General features: G+C 37.8%; 12 protein-coding genes and 1 tRNA gene. 6 read left to right on the top strand and 7 right to left on the bottom strand.

The window, feature by feature from the left end:
* Positions 1 to 74: 74 nt before the first annotated feature.
* Positions 75 to 1,430, top strand: coding sequence for a sensor histidine kinase KdpD (locus FJR11_RS20580; RefSeq protein ID WP_168507095.1), 1,356 nt, complete (start codon positions 75 to 77; stop codon positions 1,428 to 1,430).
* 185 nt (positions 1,431 to 1,615) lie between these two features.
* Here FJR11_RS20580 and FJR11_RS20575 read toward each other — a convergent pair whose 3' ends face one another.
* Positions 1,616 to 2,857, bottom strand: coding sequence for an S-layer homology domain-containing protein (locus FJR11_RS20575; protein WP_168507093.1), 1,242 nt, complete (start codon positions 2,855 to 2,857; stop codon positions 1,616 to 1,618).
* Positions 2,858 to 3,131: 274 nt separating this feature from the next.
* On the bottom strand, positions 3,132 to 3,827 hold the full coding sequence (locus FJR11_RS20570) for a conjugal transfer protein TrbI (RefSeq protein ID WP_168507103.1): 696 nt from the start codon (positions 3,825 to 3,827) through the stop codon (positions 3,132 to 3,134).
* Positions 3,828 to 4,119: 292 nt separating this feature from the next.
* Here FJR11_RS20570 and sbcC point away from each other — a divergent pair, with 292 nt between their 5' ends.
* A complete protein-coding gene (sbcC, locus tag FJR11_RS20565) occupies positions 4,120 to 7,146 on the top strand; it encodes an exonuclease subunit SbcC (protein WP_168507091.1) in 3,027 nt (1,008 codons plus the stop codon).
* 4 nt (positions 7,147 to 7,150) lie between these two features.
* On the opposite strand, the gene FJR11_RS20560 is transcribed toward sbcC, so the two are convergent.
* Both FJR11_RS20560 and FJR11_RS20555 read right to left on the bottom strand, forming a co-directional pair.
* Positions 7,151 to 7,223, bottom strand: a tRNA-Ala gene (locus FJR11_RS20560).
* Positions 7,224 to 7,264: 41 nt separating this feature from the next.
* Positions 7,265 to 7,993, bottom strand: coding sequence for an HAD family phosphatase (locus FJR11_RS20555; RefSeq protein ID WP_168507089.1), 729 nt, complete (start codon positions 7,991 to 7,993; stop codon positions 7,265 to 7,267).
* 238 nt (positions 7,994 to 8,231) lie between these two features.
* On the opposite strand from FJR11_RS20555, the gene FJR11_RS20550 reads away from it, so the two are divergent.
* Positions 8,232 to 9,977 (top strand): RtcB family protein, encoded by a 1,746-nt coding sequence (locus FJR11_RS20550; RefSeq protein ID WP_168507087.1) that lies wholly within the window; start codon positions 8,232 to 8,234, stop codon positions 9,975 to 9,977.
* Between the two features lie 43 nt (positions 9,978 to 10,020).
* Here FJR11_RS20550 and FJR11_RS20545 read toward each other — a convergent pair whose 3' ends face one another.
* Positions 10,021 to 11,745, bottom strand: a complete 1,725-nt coding sequence (locus FJR11_RS20545) for a cation:proton antiporter (protein WP_168507085.1) — start codon at positions 11,743 to 11,745, stop codon at positions 10,021 to 10,023.
* A 230-nt stretch (positions 11,746 to 11,975) separates the two neighbouring features.
* Positions 11,976 to 13,463: an S-layer homology domain-containing protein gene (locus FJR11_RS20540; RefSeq protein ID WP_168507083.1), complete on the bottom strand. Its 1,488-nt coding sequence runs from the start codon at positions 13,461 to 13,463 to the stop codon at positions 11,976 to 11,978.
* 200 nt (positions 13,464 to 13,663) lie between these two features.
* Here FJR11_RS20540 and FJR11_RS20535 point away from each other — a divergent pair, with 200 nt between their 5' ends.
* The 3 genes from FJR11_RS20535 (at position 13,664) to FJR11_RS20525 (ending at position 17,056) form a co-directional block, all read left to right on the top strand.
* Positions 13,664 to 14,560, top strand: a complete 897-nt coding sequence (locus FJR11_RS20535; RefSeq protein ID WP_168507081.1) for an alpha/beta fold hydrolase — start codon at positions 13,664 to 13,666, stop codon at positions 14,558 to 14,560.
* Between the two features lie 277 nt (positions 14,561 to 14,837).
* Entirely contained in the window at positions 14,838 to 16,064 is a 1,227-nt protein-coding gene (locus FJR11_RS20530) for an RNA-guided endonuclease TnpB family protein (protein WP_168507080.1), read from the top strand.
* Between the two features lie 329 nt (positions 16,065 to 16,393).
* Complete coding sequence (locus tag FJR11_RS20525) at positions 16,394 to 17,056, top strand: hypothetical protein (RefSeq protein ID WP_168507078.1); 663 nt, start codon at positions 16,394 to 16,396, stop codon at positions 17,054 to 17,056.
* 64 nt (positions 17,057 to 17,120) lie between these two features.
* Here FJR11_RS20525 and lpxD read toward each other — a convergent pair whose 3' ends face one another.
* The gene (gene lpxD, locus FJR11_RS20520; protein ID WP_168507076.1) at positions 17,121 to 18,167 is read right to left on the bottom strand and encodes a UDP-3-O-(3-hydroxymyristoyl)glucosamine N-acyltransferase; all 1,047 of its coding nucleotides are present in this window, start codon (positions 18,165 to 18,167) and stop codon (positions 17,121 to 17,123) included.
* Positions 18,168 to 18,174 lie beyond the last annotated feature (7 nt).

The raw sequence follows: 18,174 nt of genomic DNA, 5'->3' as shown, positions 1-18,174 counted from the left end.
CCTGCCTCCTGACTCCTGACTCCTGACTCCTGACTCCTGCCTCCTGACTCCTGACCCCCTAGATTCCTGAACTAATGCTAATGTCTGCCAGTTCTGATTTTCTTGCTCTATGTCGAGAGCAAATAGCCCTGCTAACCCAAGGGATGGGAGCGTGTTTTACGGTGGTTTATTTAACACAGGAATTGGTGGAAAAACCTACAGGTGAGGCGCGACTGATTCCGGTAATGGTGTATCCAGAAACAACAGCATTAACTGATGGCAATGAATATAGTGAACCAGAGGATAGCTATCCAGTCAGGCTTGCTAATGTTTTAACGTTACCAAATCAACAAATGAGGTTGTTAAAACCGACTTCAGTATCTTCTCATCAATCGGCGGAATCAGCAGCAAAAGGAAAACAAAATTTACACAATGGACAAGATGAATATTTACTTAGTCATAACCAAATTGTTTTACCCCTAATTTATGAGGGTGTAATGATGGGGTTATTGGTAACTGCAAGGGAAGACAGAGAATGGAATGAACGAGAGGAAAGGGAAATTGAACGCATTGCCAAAACTTTAGCGATCGCTTGCATTTTAGACCAACGCCAGGCTTGGTTGCAACACCAACTCCAGCAAGAACAAATTTTGCAAGAGAGACAACGGGATTTATTAGATAATCTTTTGCATCAATTTCGTAACCCCTTAACTGCTATCCGCACTTTTGGGAAACTACTATTTAAGAGAATGCAGCCGGTTGATCCTAATCGTGAAGTAGCAACCAGTATAGTCCGGGAGAGCGATCGCTTACAAGAATTATTACAACAATTTGATCAGGTGATTGATTTAAATACAGCAGATTTAGAACCTTTGCCCCTGCCAGAGTCCAAGGTAATTATTAACCAAAATGTGCAAAAAGCAGCTAAACCTGCGTTATTATTGCCGGGAATAGGAGAACAGTTAATTGATTGTTCCCTAGCAGATTTATTAGCACCTTTATTAATATCGGCTCAAGCAATTGCCCAAGAAAGAAATTTACAATTAATCACGGAAATTCCTCATAATTTACCTTTAGTTAGAGTAAATGAAAAAGCATTGCGAGAAGTGTTGAGTAATATTATAGATAATGCTTTGAAATATACTCCCGCAGGTGGAAAAATTTTAGTCCAATGTGGGCAACAAAAAGGAAATTTCCAAGGTATTGCTATTAGTGATACAGGTCCTGGTATTCCCTCAGAAGACTTAGAACATCTAGGAGAAAGACATTATCGGGGTGTCCAGGCAAAAACAGAAATTCCTGGAACTGGTTTAGGAATTACTATTGCTAAACAGTTAATAGCAGAAATGCAAGGAAATATAGAGGTTTTCAGTCCGGCAATTCACTCAATTATCACCTTACCGCATATTTCAGGAACTACTTTTATCATTTGGTTGCCGCTTGTTGATTAGGTGAATTTATCAGCAATCAAAATTATTTCAAAAGGTAAGCATTCAGCTATCAGTGGTCAGCAGTCAGCTAAAACAAGATTTTAGGGGTTTTGAAGTGGGGAGACTGATATCAGTAATTAAAATTAATAATCAGAATGCTTATCAATTCAATTCTTGCTGATAGCTGATAGCTGACGGCTGAATGCTTACTTCAAAAGAACTGGCAAATCTTGATTTATTGTTAATTGTAAATCGGTATTAGGTTCAATAACGATTAAATCAACGCTCTTTTTCCCCAAGAATAAACCAATTAAACCCCCAATACCTGCACCTCCTAAAACTTCTTCTGTGGCAATAGCTTTATCTCCCGTCACCGCAGCTATAGCTGCTGCTGCTGCTGCACCAAGAACAGTATCTTTGATAATTGCAGTTGTGCTAATTCCTTTTTTAATGGTTTCAGTTTTGGTAATCACATTAGAGGTAGCACTTATTTGATATTCCTGACCTGATGTTAAAACAAATTTTTGAGCTATAAACTGAGAACCACCTTGAGCCGGTTTGAGTTGACCCACAACTTGAGTACCAGCGGGAATGATAACTGTACCATTTTGGGTAATGATACTTTGTGATGTAATTAATGTTAAAGGAGCTATTTCATCTTTTGTTACCAGAATTTTCTCAGCTTTTTCATACTTAACAGGAACTATAGTTCCTTGAGGTATGGTCGCAGATGTTGATTGTGTAGGAGTAGTTTGCAAACCAACAATGTAAGATGAATTAATTGCTGTCGCTTGGTTAGAACTAACTAATGCTTGATAAATAAAAGCCGCTACTTGCGCTCTGGTCGCGTTAGTTGTGGGGTTGAGAAATTTAACATTAGGATAATTAACAACTAGGCGTTTTTCGACAGCAGCAGCTATGGGACTACGGGCATAGTCAGCAATATTAGCAGCGTCATTAAAATATTGGAGCGTGGTGCTGATATTTGCACTAGGAGAATAGTTTAAACCATTAGCCAGGGAAACTAAAACTTGTTGCCGGGGAATTGCTTGATTCGGTTCAAAACGATTCCCAGGATATCCAGATAAGAAACCAGTCACATAAGATTGTTGAATAGCATTATATGCCCAATAGTTAGTAGCTACATCATTAAACCTAATTGATTGTCGTTGTGCTGATTTACTGAAAGCTTTATTCAGCATAGCCGCAAATTGAGCGCGGGTTACGGCTTCTTCGGGACGGAAACTACCATCAGGAAACCCAGCAATAATATTGCGTTTTGATAATTCTTGAATAAATTGTGATGCCCAATAGTTAGATTGAACATCAGTAAAAGAGGTTTGAGCAAAGGCTGGATTAGCGATAATTAAAGGTGCAACAGCAGTAGATGTGATACTCACAGCCATGAATAATGCTGTTTTTGCCTGCCAATTCTTCAAGGTAAACATTTATTTTATCCCTCTAAATTTATTTCTTGTTGTTAATAATACAGACATTGATAAAAATAGATAGTTCCCATAATTTTCGATGTCACAATAAATAAATCAATTAACAATTTAAATAGGATTGCTATATAAGCTAACTTAGCATTTTCTGTTTAATTGCATATACCTCTAAAGATTGAGAATAGTTATTACATAAAAATAAAGCGATAGCTCACCATAATTTCGGGAACAATCGCTTTATTCAGATCATTAAATTCACAACTTCATTAAGTTAAATTTATTGACGAGTTATAACTAAATTTGAAGTGAGGGTAATAGCTAAATCCTGTGCTGGTCTAAGGACAAAAACATCTGATTTTTGTTTCCGCAATAATACACTAGCTAAAGCCCCGGCTGCTGCACCACCCACAGGTTCTAAAACTTCAATTTTCTTGTTACCTGTGATCAAAGAAATCACACTAGCTGCACCCGCACCAATCGCCGCATCAGTTAATATTTGTCCAGTGCCTGCTCCCTTGGTAATTGTTTCTGTTTGGGTGATGGTTTGGGAGTTAGCATAAATCTGTTGTCGTTGTCCAGAAGGATATACTAATTCTCTGGCTACAAAACGGACACCTTGATTAGTTTGAGTATTACTGTTGGTGGAATAACTGTTATTGAGGTTGACCGGTTGTAATTCACCGATAACTTGAGTGTTAGCCGGAATCAAAATATTTCTGTTGCTATCAGTAATATTATCAGATATTCTCAGGGTCAGGGGTAATGTTTCTCCAGGTTTGACAATAACTTTCTCCTTTTCGTAGGTGACAGGTAAAGTTACATTAGCGGGAATACTAATTGTCCGAGATTGATTAAGATTGTAGCCTTGGGCTAGAACAGGACTAAAGGATAGTAAGGGGGTAGCTGCACCAGTTGTAATGGCTATGGCCATGAGTGCAGCGGTGCTAGATTGCCAACGGATAGAACGACTCATCATGGGATTGCCAATAATATGTGATATGTGAGATGACGTGGATTAACTGGGATAGTTTCTTGGGAAATGTTGACTATTTTCTCAACAAAAATATCCCTGACTTCTTAAAGAAGTCGGGGATCTAATCTTCCTTTTTGTTCCCTGATATATGAAAAAAACGTCTTTGTATTGTAAATTTTTGTAAAGTTGATGTCTTTAAGACTAGAAACTTGCTAATTAGATAGCTAAACTAAAAACTAAGTGCATCTGTACTGTTAACTTTCAAAATTGTAAATGTGGCGCTATAGCCTGAATGATTCCAGTCCAACTTATCATCAAAAACTTTCTTAGTTACCGTGATGCAGCTTTAGATTTTAGCGGCTTGCATACGGCGTGTATTTGTGGTTCTAATGGTGCGGGAAAATCTTCCCTTTTAGAAGCTATCACTTGGGCAATTTGGGGTGAAAGCCGTGCAACTGTTGAAGATGATGTCATTCATTCTGGAGCTAAAGAAGTCCGAATTGATTTCACTTTCCAAAGTGGTCAGCAAACTTATCGAGTAATTCGCAACCGGGTCAGGGGTGGAACTAGCATTTTAGAATTTCAAATTGAAACTCCGGCTGGGTTTCGAGCTTTGACTGGTAAGGGGTTAAAAGCCACTCAGGATGTAATTCTAGAACATATTAAGCTAGATTATGATACTTTTATTAATTCGGCTTACTTGCGTCAAGGGAAAGCCGATGAATTTATGCTCAAACGTCCCGCTGAACGCAAGGAAATTTTAGCGGAGTTATTAAAACTAAATCAGTATGATGAGTTGGAAGAACGAGCCAAGGATAATTCTAAACTTTATAAAGGACGAGGAGAAGAGTTAGAACGTTCTTTGGAAAATATCAAAGTTCAACTTCAACAACGGGAAACAACGGAAAGCCAACGCGCTGAGTTAGAAGCACAACTGAATAATTTACAACAGGTACAAGCTTGTGAGAATATTCAATTACAAAGTTTACAAGTTATCCAACATCAACGGCAAAGTTGGGAACAACAATTAAATTTTGTGCGGCAACGATATGATAATCTTAGCCAAGATAGCGATCGCTTACAACAAGAACAATTATCTGTAAAATCCCAATTAACAGATTTAGAAAAGATTATCAATCAACAAACTGATATTCAAGCTGGTTATGCTCAATATCAAAATCTGCAATCCCAAGAAGAAATCTTTGCCGCTAAATTTGAACAACATACCCGCGCTACTAATTTAAAACAACAAAAACAACAACAGTTATATAAACAAACTCAAGATTTAGAACGTCAATTCCAACAAGCAGAAGCTCAATTAGCAGCTTTAGAACAGCAAGAACAAGAAATTGCCCAAACTCTGAGTAAATCTGGGGATATAGAAACAGCTTTATTACAATTAAATAACGCCCGTCAGCATTTGGCTAATTTAGATCAATTGCAAATGCAGGTAACACCATTATTACAACAAAGGGCAAGTTTGCAAACTCAATTAGATCGCGCTCATGCTAGTTTAGTAGCGCGATTGGAGCAAATGCAAGCTACAGAAAAACAACTGCAAAATCAACATCATCGCCAACCCCAATTACAACAAGCAGTAATAGAGATAGGGACGCAAATTGAAGAATTAGAAAAGAAGAAAGTTTATCTGCAAAGAGTCCAGGAAAAAGGACAGGAAAGACGACATTTTATTGAACGTTTGCAAGCTCATCAACGAGATTATGAAAGGTTGTTGGCAGAACTAGAACAAAAATTGCAAATGTTACAAAATCCCGATGCTAGTTGTCCTTTATGTGAACGTCCTTTAGATGAACATCATTGGAGTAAAGTTATCGAAAAAACCCAATTAGAATACGAAGATACCCAAGGACAATTTTGGGTAGTGCGCGAACAAATGGCGGTTTCAGATCGGGAAATTCAGGTACTTAGACAGGAATATCGGGAAATATCCCAAAAGTTATCAGGTTATGATTTATTGCGAGAAAAACGGGGACAATTAGCAGCACAGTTAGAAGCTACAAGTGATGTCCAACAACAGTTACTACAAATTATTTCTGAGAAAGAACATTTAGAACGTTCTTTAGAAACTGGTGATTATGCACCAGAAAAACAAATAGAAATTCAGCAATTAGATCAATATCTCCAACAACTTAATTATAGTGAACAAGACCACGTTCTTGCCCGTAGCGATGTGGATAAATTACGTTGGGCAGAAATTAAACAAGGACAAATTAAGGATGCCTTAAAACGCCAAGGACAATTAATAGCTAGAAAACCAGAATTGTCAGCTAATATTGCTCAATTGCAATTGCAAATACAACAGGGACAAACTGAATCTGATTGTGCGAAAGAAATTGCTAATTTAGAACAGCAAATTGCCGAAATTGCCTATAGTTCAGAACAGCATAATTATCTGCGTCAAGGTGTGCGACAAGGGCAAGGTTGGCAATTACGTCATCAACAATTATTGTCGGCACAAGAACAATATCCTCAATTAAACAATAAATGGCAAGATTTAGCAGATTCATTCCAAACAATATGCAAAGAAAGAGAAATATTAACTCAACAAATTGATAACATTGTTAAACAATTAGCTGATAGTGCCAACCCCACAGCCCAAATTAATACCTTAGAACAGCAATTAGCAAACCGCAGACGGGAACTAGATAATAAAATATCTCAGTTGGGGCAATTAAAACAAATGTCGCTGCAATTGGAAATCTTACAAAATCAGTATGAACAAGAAATCCAACAGTTACAAACTTGTAAACAACAACAGCGTGTTTATCAAGAATTAGCCCAAGCTTTTGGGAAAAATGGGATTCAAGCTTTAATGATTGAAAATATTTTACCTCAATTGGAAGCAGAAGCTAATCAATTACTTTCTCGATTGAGTGCGAATCAATTTCACGTCCAATTTATCACCCAAAAGGCAGGACGTAGCGGCAAATCCAGTAAGAAAAATGCTAAATTAATAGATACGTTAGATATTTTAATTGCTGATGCTAGGGGAACACGTTCCTATGAAACTTATTCAGGAGGAGAAGCTTTTAGAATTAACTTTGCTATTCGTTTAGCTTTAGCGAAATTATTAGCCCAAAGGGCAGGAGCATCATTACAATTATTAGTAGTAGATGAAGGTTTTGGGACTCAAGATGGGGAAGGATGCGATCGCTTAATTGCCGCAATTAATGCCATATCTTCTGATTTTGCCTGTATCCTCACTGTCACTCATATGCCCCACCTTAAAGAAGCTTTTCAAGCCCGAATTGAAGTTAGCAAAAATCAACAAGGTTCACAGTTACAGTTGTTAATGTAATTAATGGAGAATAGGAGACTCGAACCCCTGACCTCTGCGGTGCGATCGCAGCACTCTACCAACTGAGCTAATTCCCCTTATTCGTGCTTAAGTAAAAAACTTTAACACACACCATATCTTAACACTCAGGGACAACAGATTGCACATCTTTTTCTAAAAAAACTTCCTGTACTCGCTGCAAATCCAAATCAATTAGATAATCAATCGTCCAGTTAGCTTGACGATGTATTATCTGGAAAGGGTAAGTATTCGCTACTCCCACTACCTGCATTTGAGCGCGTTTGGCTGCTTGGATACCTACTGGAGTATTTTCAATCACTAAACACTCATGAGGTTGTAGATTCAATTCTGGATATACCTGATTTAAGCGATCAACCGCCAGCAAATAACCTTCCGGGTTAGGTTTATTGCTGCTGATATCATCCCCCGACACAATCACAGAGAAGTATTCAGCTAACTTAGCAGATGTCAATACCATTTCTATTTCTGGAGATAAAGCATCACTGACTAACGCCATTTTGAGATGACGGGAACGAATCTGAAAAATCACATCTTCAATTCCCGAATACAACGGCAATTTTTCCAGGTTCTCCAATTCCAGCACATAAGCTTGAGCTTTACGGGTGAGTAACTGAGTCATATAAGCTTCCGTCACCACCCTACCACGATTTTTCAGCAGGTTTTGCAGATAAGCGCGATGACTTATCCCTAAAAAGTCTTCACGTTCTTTTACCCGTTGAGGTTGAAGATTTTCCTGTACAAGAATCTCATCTATCAATTGGATATGGATTGATCCATCTTTAATAATGACACCATTAAAATCAAATAAAACTGCCTTTAAACTCATAGTCCAAACTGGAAACAATCCTCCAGATTATTATTATTGATTTCGGTATCTGGGGAAAGATCACCAGCGTAAATTACCGGAATACATTTAAGATTAACCCATTTTTGAAGATATCGGTTGACAAAGTGATAATTTATGTAGTATAAATGTAGTATACAAGAATTGTATCTAAAAATTTCGTGTAGAAACTCCCCATGAGTGGTGTTTCCACTAAAATCTCAAATCCCCAATTAAAATTATGCCCTACGAACAATTAGGAATTACCACACCCCACCCTGTTTTATCTTGGGCAAATCATTCATTAGGCTCAGATGAAACTAAAATGGCTAAGAATGTAGCCTCATTGCCATTTGTATTTAAGCACGTGGCTTTAATGCCCGATGTTCACTTAGGAAAAGGTGCATTAGTTGGTTCAGTTATTGCTACTAAAGATGCCATTATTCCTGCGGCTGTCGGGGTGGATCTTGGTTGCTTTGTCGGAGAAACATTGATTCCTTTAGTTGATGGAAAATCCTATCAAATAAAAGAATTAGCTGATAAAAAAGAAGAATTTATAGTTTATGCCTGTACACCAACAGGAAAAATTGTAGCTGCTAAAGCTACTGCAAAATTAACAAGAAAAAATGCGTCTCTTGTCAAAGTAATTTTAGATAACAATGAAGAGATTATCTGTACTCCAGATCATCAATTTATGCTTCGAGATGGCAATTATCAAGAAGCACAATTACTGCAAACTGGTACTTCCTTAATGCCTTTTTATTCCCAAGTTGATAAAGATGGTTATACCCTCATATCTCAACCATATTCTGGAAGATGGCAAAAGGCACATTGGATGATTGCTCGTTCTGGTTTATTAGGTGAAATTAATGAGTTGGATAACCGACCAGAAAATATTGAATTGATAGACCATCTCATTCATTATAATCACAAAGTTGTCGCAGTAATTCCCCTAAATTACACGGAAAATGTGTATTGCTTGACAGTACCGGAGTATCATAACTTTGCTCTCAAAGCTGGGGTATTTGTTCACAACTGCGGTATGAGTGCCATCAAAACGCAATTTACAGGTGAACAATTAGAAGGCAAATTAAAGAAAATTCGCCTCGATATTGAAGCCGCAATTCCCACAGGATTTAATGAAAATAAAGATGTAGAAAAAGCAGTAACCAACTGGCAAAAATGGCGCGATTTTTCTAACTTGCATCGTGGTGTGCAAGATTTAGAAGGTAAAGCGATGAAACAAATGGGTTCTCTCGGATCAGGGAATCATTTTATTGAGATATGTTTAGACACAGAAAATCAAGTTTGGTTAATGCTCCATTCTGGTTCACGAAATATTGGGAATAAACTCGCCCAATGCCATATTAATACTGCTAAAGAATTAGCGAAAATGGCCAATAACAAATTACCAGATCCAGATTTAGCTCACTTTGTCGTGGGGACACCAGAATTTAAAGCTTACTGGGAAGACTTACAATGGGCGCAAAATTATGCACTTTTTAACCGTGATGTGATGATGTCACGATTTAAAAAGATTGTCGAAAAACATCTCAATGGAGGGAAAGTTACCAAACCTTTATTAGAGGTAAATTGTCATCACAATTACGCCGAAAAAGAAGTTCATTTTGGCGAAAATGTGTATGTGACTCGAAAAGGTGCAGTTCGCGCTCAAACCGAAGATTATGGGATTATTCCTGGTTCAATGGGAGCAAAATCTTTCATTGTGAAAGGTAAAGGAAATGCCCATAGTTTTTGTTCTTGTTCCCACGGTGCAGGGCGTTTAATGTCAAGAAGTAAGGCGAAAAATGTTTATACTCTTGATGATTTAATCGAGCAAACCCAGGGTGTAGAATGTCGTAAAGATACGGGAGTTTTAGATGAAATTCCGGCGGCTTATAAACCCATTGAACAGGTAATGGCAAACCAATCTGATTTGGTGGAAATAGTCGCAACTCTGAAACAAGTTCTGTGTGTTAAAGGCTAAGGGAATGGGGAGATAAGGAACAATAATTCTAACTCCTTACCCCTTATTCTTTCTCAGGTCTCACACTTAAATATCTATCTTTGCGAATAGTATTGATCACAGTTTGGATGTAACTTTCTGCTGCACCCAAAGTTTTTAGTAAATGATTTCCTAACTCTAATGCTGCTTCAAATTCAGGTTGTACTACTTCTTTAGCACCCATTTGAGTTAAAAGATCAATTTCTTTATTACTATGTGAACGAGCAATTACATCTAAATTAGGGGCAATAGTCAAAGCATTTTTCAAAAGTAAGCGGGTACTGGCAGGATCTGGAAGAGCAATAGCTAAAGCTTTGGCAGTTTCTAAATGTGCTTTTTCTAATACTAATTCCGAATCTGCATCACCGAAAATGTAAGGAATTTGGCGCATTCTTAATCTTTGTACAGATGCTTCGCTATTTTCAATTACTAAAACTGGATATCCTTCCGTTTGTAAGATTTTGACAATTACTTGCCCAACTCTACCATAACCTGCTACCACTACATGACCAGTAATTATTTCTGGCATAGATATTGTTTTTGGTGCAGAAAAGCGTTGTAAGAACTTTGTGAGGAAGGGATTTTGATTCAGATAATCGGCAATTAAAGGTGCAATTTTGAGTGAGAAAGGTGTGAGGATGAGTGTAATTGCTGTTGTTCCTAATAATAAAGAATAGGTTTGTTGAGATAGCAGTTCTAATTTTAAACCAGCTAAGGCTAATACAAAAGAAAATTCACCAATTTGGTTAATTCCCAGACTGACTATAATAGCATTTTTGAGAGAATAGCCAAATTTTAAAACAATGCCTAAAATAATTGCTGCTTTACCCAACAAAACCAAAGCCACAAGTTCTAAAATTATGCCAAAATTGTTGATCAGAATAGCTGGATCAATTAGCATTCCAATTGATGCAAAAAACAGACTTGCAAATGTATCTCGCAAGGGTAAAATTTTGGCTAATGCTTGGTCAGAATAATCAATTTCAGATATCATTAAACCTGCGACAAATGCCCCCATAGCAATGGAAAGACCCAAATATGCAGTTATTAATGCTACTCCTAAACATAAGGCAATTACAGCTAATAGAAATAACTCATTACTTTCTGTGGCTGCAATATTACTTAAAACCCTGGGAACTATCCACAAACTTAATATAATTGCGACTACTACAAACAATGCAATTTTGGCTAAAGCAAAACCTAGTGCTACAACAATATTTTCTGGTTGTTGCAAAGCTGGAAGTATTGCTAACATCACACCCAAGGCTAAATCTTGAGTAATTAATATTGCCAGCATAATTTGCCCATGCACTGTATTAGTTTCACCCTTCTCTGTCAGTGTTTTTAATACTATTGCTGTGGAAGAAAGAGATAAAACTGCTCCTAAGAATATGCCTTGTGTAATTCCCGAAGCCCAACCAGTAATGACCGTAACTAAGGCTACGAGGATAATTGTTAATCCAATTTGTAGTAAACTGCCTTTGATGGCAATGTCCTTAACTCGTTTTAGTTCTGCTAAGGAAAATTCTACACCTAGCGCAAATAGCAAAAAGGCAACACCAATTTCTGCTAAAGACTTAATTTCAGCAACGTTGCCTAATAATTTGAAACCAAAAGGTCCAATAGCAAAGCCACTAACTAAATATCCAAGGATGACAGGTTGATGCAAACGGTGGGACAAAAATCCTCCTAGTGCTGTAGCGACTAAGACGATTGTTAAATCCAGAATTAAACTATGTTCTGTTGCCATGTTTTATTTTTGTTGATTTTGTGATCAATTTATGTCAATCACTTTTCAGAGTAACTTGAGTTGATCACAGTCAACATCTACACTACGATAGCTGAGTTAAAACAGCAGGTAATAGTTAAGCGACAGCGTAACCCAAGGCATTTGTTGGGTTTCCTTCGGTCAACCCAACCTACGCATAATCAACTCTAAAGCTAAAGTAGGGTAGACAATGCCACCTGATCCTAATTTTGTTATTTGATTGGTTGCACAGTATATTTTGAGGGGAAATCTGGTACTTCCCCAGCACTCACCATTGCCCGATACAATAAAGCACATACATCTGCTCTAGTGGCAACTTTTTTCGTATTGAGCAATTTTATATTGGGATAATTAGCAATTACACCATTTTCTGTGAGAGCAGCGATAAAATCACGATGTTCACTTCTAATACTAGCAGCATCGTTGTAAACTGAGAGGATTTTTGTTGCAGAACCAGTAAATTTATAGTTCAATCCTTTAGCTAAAGTTATTAAAACATCGAGACGATTCAGCTTTTGGGTAGGATTGAAGTTTTTACTGCCCAGGGTGGTGAAAAAGCCCATTTCATAAGTTTCCCGAATAGCATCATAAGCCCAATATTTACGAGGGACATCTTTAAAATTGATCGCTTCTCGAACTTTACTTTTGATAAAGACTTTTTGCAATAGGGCGGCCAATTCTGCACGAGTTACCGGTGCATTTGGACGAAAAGAACCATCGGGAAATCCGCCAATTACTTCCATTGCTGCCAATTCAGAAATATATTCTCTAGCCCAATAGTTTTTGGAGATATCAGAAAATGATACTTGGATATCCTTGGCTACGCCGATTGTCCGATATTCACTTAATAATTTGCCCAGTTCAAAACTGGAGTTTTGGCTAATTTGAGTTGATTTTACCAAACTACCAGGATTGGCTGTTAAGGCTTTTGCTAGATTAGAATTGGAGACGTTAACAGATTTACCAACTAAAGCAAAATCACCTTCACTAAAGGTAATAGGATAAGCACCTGTGGTGGCAACTTGGGAAAATCCTGCGGCTTGGTATTGGGTAATATTGATATTTTCAGAACTTTTGAGGAAAGTAACTTTTTGGTTATTGAGTTGGGTGAAGTAATCGTAATTAGTAGTATTATTATCAATAATGCTATCCTCGTTGACATCAACACCATAAAAGGTGCGAACTACTTGAGATTCTGTGGGATTAGCTGATAAAATCAGATTTACGGCAGTATTATCAGGTAAACAAGCAAATTCAGTGTAACCAATCAGACGATTTGTAGTATCATATAAACGCACAACAATGCGATCGCCTAATTTAAATCCTTTCACAAACTTAGCTTTTTGCTTAATCTGATATTTATAATCACCTAAAAACCTTTCTTGGCGATATTTATTCCCATATTTACTCTTAATAGAAATACGGGCGGTAACTGCTGAAATTGTCCCACCGGGTTGCCATATAGAAAGGGTGAATCCTGAGGTTTTTTCTGGTGAAAAATTACTAATAACGGGAATTTTAATGGCTTCACCGTCAATTTGCTGGGCAAAAAGTTGCGTTTGTGGGGTATTACTAAGTTTTGATTCAACTTGAGAAGATAGTCTTGATTCTGCTAATGCAGAAGGTATTGGCGATAATGCGACAACAGAGATAGTTGCAACAATTAGTTTACTCCAATAAGTTGAGTTAATCGGATTCATTGTATTTTATCTTACACTTAGCCAATGTACTAATGTTTACTATTATCAAAAATTTCTGATCATAGTTAAACTTACTGGTAACACAGGGCATTTTATATTACTTTTGTCAAAGAGGGAATAGGGGACAGGCCATAGGTGTTTACCCGTCACTTGATTTAGAATATTTATATAAATAAACGATAATTTAGGAATCTTCACAAATGACAACTACAACCCAGGATTTACAGCCATTAGAAAAACAGGATTGGATCTGGCGAGATTACAAAATCCAATATACGGTTATGGGTACAGGCCAACCATTGGTACTAATTCACGGCTTTGGTGCTTCCATTGGTCATTGGCGGAAAAATATCCCGGTTTTAGCTGCTGCTGGTTATCAGGTATTTGCTTTAGATTTGTTGGGGTTTGGTGGTTCTGATAAAGCAGCCATAAATTATAGCATGGAAGTGTGGGCAGAATTATTAAAAGATTTTCACAATGCACATATTCAAGCGCCAGCGATATTTATTGGTAATTCTATTGGCGCACTTTTAAGTTTAATTGTCTTAACAGAATATCCAGAAATTGCGGCTGGAGGTGTGTTAATTAACTCTGCTGGTGGTTTGAGTCACCGTCCCCATGAATTAAATCCAGTTTTGCGAGTTGTAATGGCAACTTTTAACAAGTTGGTTGCTAACCCCATTACAGGTAAATTCGTGTTTAACCGCATTCGCCAAAAATCGCAAATTCGCCGCACCTTGTATCAAGTATATAGCGATCGCAACGCTGTAACCGATGAACTTGTTGATTTACTTTATAACCCATCTTGTGATTCAGGAGCGCAACAAGTTTTTGCTTCTATTCTCACTGCACCGCCAGGCCCTAGTCCAGAGGAATTATTACCTAAGTTAGAATTCCCTTTATTAGTAATTTGGGGTGCGGAAGATCCCTGGACACCAATCACGGGAGCGAATATCTATGAAGCAGCGCGAGAAAATGGCCAAGATATTAAAGTTGTCCCTATTCCCCGTGCTGGCCATTGTCCCCATGATGAAGTTCCAGATATTGTGAATCATGAAATTATTGATTGGTTAGCCCACATTTCTCACAATAATTGAAAAAACAGCGATCAAAAATTGTGAACTTGCAGTTTGCGTTCAACAACTTATTCTGAAAAAGATAAGGACGAAGGGGAATTTGAAAATTAAACTCCATTATAAAAGACTAGGCTAAAAACCCTTGAGGTTAAGTTTTTCCGCCACGCTCCAAAACTTAACTGTCCTTTAGGCAAGGGATGAAAGGCAGCCAGAGGCTTTAGCCTCCACTGAAAGTTTTTTTGTTGACAAGATTATGCTTTGTAAACTAGCATAGCTTTGTGGTGTTTAGGTCGAAACCATGATAATTTACGAGTTCAAAGTCAAAGGAAAGGATAGGCAGTATCGAGCAATAGATGAGGCTATTCGTGCATCTCAATTCATTCAAAATAAATGTTTAAGATATTGGATGGATAATAAAGGTGCAACGAAATATGATCTCAATAAATATTGCGCTATTTTGGCATCTGAATTTTCTTTTGCGGATGAACTTAATTCAATGGCTAGACAATCTGCTGCGGAACGTTCTTGGAGTGCAATAGCTCGATTTTACGACAATTGCAAAAAGAAAATTAAAGGCAAAAAGGGATTTCCAAAATTCAAAAAGAATTGCCGCTCAGTTGAATACAAAGTTAGCGGCTGGAAATTATCCAAAACCAGAAAATCAATCATTTTCTCTGATAAGAAAGGTATAGGTACTCTAAAATTAAAAGGTACTTATGATCTTAATTTTTATGACATTAAACAAATTAAGCGAGTTCGTCTAGTCCGCCGGGCTGATGGATATTATGCTCAATTTGCAATTGATGTCAAAATTAGAATTGAATCTCAACCAACAAATCAAATAGTTGGATTAGATGTAGGTTTAAAGTATTTCATTGCTGACTCAAAAGGCAATGTAGAACCTGCTCCACAATTCTATAGAAAGTCAGAGAAGCAGTTAAGTCGAGCTAATCGTAAAAAATCCAAGAAGTTCAACAGAGACAAGAAAAAAGCTAAACAACCACAATCAAAGAACTATTTAAAAGCTAAAAATAGGTATGCCCGTAAACATTTAAGAGTAAGTAGGCAGCGAAAAGAATACTGCAAGAGATTAGCATATTCCGTGATCCAATCTAACGATTTGGTGGCTTATGAAGACTTAAATATTAAAGGCATGGTAAGAAACCGACATTTAGCCAAATCAATTTCTGATGCTGGCTGGGCAACTTTTCGGCAATGGCTAGAATATTTTGGACATAAATATGGGAAGATAACGGTTGCCGTCCCTCCCCATAATACTTCTCAAAATTGTTCTAATTGCGGCCAAAAAGTGAAAAAATCCCTATCAACCAGAACCCATAATTGTCATCATTGTGGGTTCGTAGAAGATAGAGATGTTAATGCCAGCATCAATATCCTAAAATTAGGATTAACTACGGTAGGGCATACCGGAAGCTACGCTACAGGAGATTTGCCCTCTTGGGCGATTGGTGCAAACCTGTCGTCTAACGGCGAGTCTGTGAATGTAGAATCCCCGCGTCTTTAGACCGGGGAGTGTCAATAACAAAATAGACTCACTTTTTGAATAAGTTGCATTAATAACATATAATTAGCTAACATACTGATATTCTTGATGAATTAACCCTAGGAATAGTTATAGCAACTGCCCAGGTGGTGAAGACATCAAGATTATTGATGAAACTCTTACTAAAACAGGGTTTTACTCCTAACTTCTGACTGCTGAATTTTACTACAATTCCAAATCTTTGCCTTTTGTACATTTTTCCATTATTCTTGGGCATAATCTCATAAATAACTATATTCTGCTCCTTGTTATTCCTACTCTAATTACTGTATTTTGATACTAAAATATCCATGAAAATATCTACAGGATCTAACTATAGCCAACCACCTACCAGCTACCCACCCTCAGTTCCTATTTGTATTTACCGAGAGTTAACAGCAGAGTTACAAGCAGTACAATCCAAGCTGGATGTAGTCACAAGTCATAATCAGAAATTAGCCCAAGAAAATCAACAACTGCGTCAAGAAATTACTAAGGTTATTCAGTCTTGCTTAGAACTACAAAAGTTAGTTGATACTTCATTACCTAGTTCAACTGCGCCACCTGCTGCTAACAATGAAGTAAAATATCAACCGCATCCGCCATCTCAACTCCGTAACAATAACGAGGTTACATATCCAAATAAGCCCACCGTTACCGCCGCACCTCCACAGCAACCGACTACTGCCCCCCGTCGAAAAGCAGTAATCAAAAATACACCTCCTCAAAAACACCGTCAGGAATCTACTGCACCGAGGATGGATGTGAATTTGCCAAAATCAGAAGCAGTATTTAAAGAAGAAGAGAAAGTACGTTATTATCCTCATCCGCAATCTGAGACAAAGGGATTAAATGGTTGGTGGTTGGTAATTACTATTGTGTTAATTATGGTAACTGGTTTTGCGGCTGGGTATTTAATTGTCCGTCCTTTATTGCAAAATCAGAGTCAACCAATGCGGGAAATTAAGAATTGAATCAGAAATTAGCCGATTTGTTTGCACTTCAGTCACACCATCGGTTTACAAATACAAAAAACTCTTAGCTACTACCTAATTGACGCTGCAATCGTTTGAAGAATTGATATATTTCCGGCAAACGGCTGTAAATCGCCGATACTTTAAGATATAGTTTGTGACCTACGGCTGGAGTCCCTGAGACAATCTCTCCAGGTGCGACACTACTGATAATACCAGCTTGGGCTGTGGCGATCGCCCCGTCACCCACTTTTGCCTGATTAGCAATTCCCACTTGTCCAGCTAAAATTACCCGATTTCCCACTGTTACACCCCCAGCCATGCCTACTTGACCTGCTATGGCACAACCAGTACCAATTTTACAGCCATGTCCTATCTGTACTAAATTGTCAATTTTGGTATTTTTGCCAATTCTAGTTTCTCCGACTGCGGGACGATCAATAGCACTGTTGCAGCCAATTTCTACCCCATCTTCTAAAACTGTGTAGCCTGATTGTTCCATTTTGAACCAAGCCGTGCGGGTAGGTACAAAACCAAAGCCTTCTGCACCGATGACAGCACCGCTATGAATGACGCAATCTGCACCGATTTGGCTACGTTCGTGAATGGTACAATTGGCGTGTAAGGTGATGCGATCGCCTATTTTCACTTCTGGATAAATGACAACATTGGGATGGATAATAGCATGATTGCCAATTTCCACGCCAGAGGAAATGACGACATGAGGACCAATATAAGCATCACTACCAATTTTAGCTGTGGGGTGAATAACTGCGGTAGGGTGAATTTCTGGAGTAGGACGGTATGGTTGGTAAAAAAGTGCGATCGCTTGGGCAAATAATAAGCGTGGTTCTGGGGTTGCTAACCAAGGAATACCCTTTTCTGTGGCTTGGATTTGTAATTTTTCATCCTGGGGTAAAATTAAAGCACTAGCACCGGTAGACTTAATTAAAGAAGCAAATTTAGAGCCTTCAATATAGCTGAGATTCCCTGTGGTAGCTTCATCTACGGCTGCAACTCCGGTAATTTCTGGGTTTTGTTCTGGGTTAGCAGTCAGACTATGAGCTTTAATAGTGTCGTTTAATTTACTAACAATTTCGCTGAATTGCATAATTTAA

It is taken from the genome of Anabaena sp. UHCC 0187 (genome assembly GCF_009712035.1).
GTDB lineage: Bacteria > Cyanobacteriota > Cyanobacteriia > Cyanobacteriales > Nostocaceae > Dolichospermum.
This window is presented reverse-complemented; position numbering and strand designations above follow the sequence as displayed.

What these genes read in the sequence shown, in the direction of transcription:
- FJR11_RS20535 (WP_168507081.1), top strand. Translation starts at nt 13,664, where the DNA reads ATGACAACTACAACCCAGGATTTACAGCCATTAGAAAAACAGGATTGG.
- FJR11_RS20540 (WP_168507083.1), bottom strand. Translation starts at nt 13,463, where the DNA reads ATGAATCCGATTAACTCAACTTATTGGAGTAAACTAATTGTTGCAACT.
- FJR11_RS20555 (WP_168507089.1), bottom strand. Translation starts at nt 7,993, where the DNA reads ATGAGTTTAAAGGCAGTTTTATTTGATTTTAATGGTGTCATTATTAAA.
- FJR11_RS20525 (WP_168507078.1), top strand. Translation starts at nt 16,394, where the DNA reads ATGAAAATATCTACAGGATCTAACTATAGCCAACCACCTACCAGCTAC.
- FJR11_RS20530 (WP_168507080.1), top strand. Translation starts at nt 14,838, where the DNA reads ATGATAATTTACGAGTTCAAAGTCAAAGGAAAGGATAGGCAGTATCGA.
- FJR11_RS20575 (WP_168507093.1), bottom strand. Translation starts at nt 2,857, where the DNA reads ATGTTTACCTTGAAGAATTGGCAGGCAAAAACAGCATTATTCATGGCT.
- sbcC (WP_168507091.1), top strand. Translation starts at nt 4,120, where the DNA reads ATGATTCCAGTCCAACTTATCATCAAAAACTTTCTTAGTTACCGTGAT.
- lpxD (WP_168507076.1), bottom strand. Translation starts at nt 18,167, where the DNA reads ATGCAATTCAGCGAAATTGTTAGTAAATTAAACGACACTATTAAAGCT.
- FJR11_RS20570 (WP_168507103.1), bottom strand. Translation starts at nt 3,827, where the DNA reads ATGAGTCGTTCTATCCGTTGGCAATCTAGCACCGCTGCACTCATGGCC.
- FJR11_RS20580 (WP_168507095.1), top strand. Translation starts at nt 75, where the DNA reads ATGCTAATGTCTGCCAGTTCTGATTTTCTTGCTCTATGTCGAGAGCAA.
- FJR11_RS20545 (WP_168507085.1), bottom strand. Translation starts at nt 11,745, where the DNA reads ATGGCAACAGAACATAGTTTAATTCTGGATTTAACAATCGTCTTAGTC.
- FJR11_RS20550 (WP_168507087.1), top strand. Translation starts at nt 8,232, where the DNA reads ATGCCCTACGAACAATTAGGAATTACCACACCCCACCCTGTTTTATCT.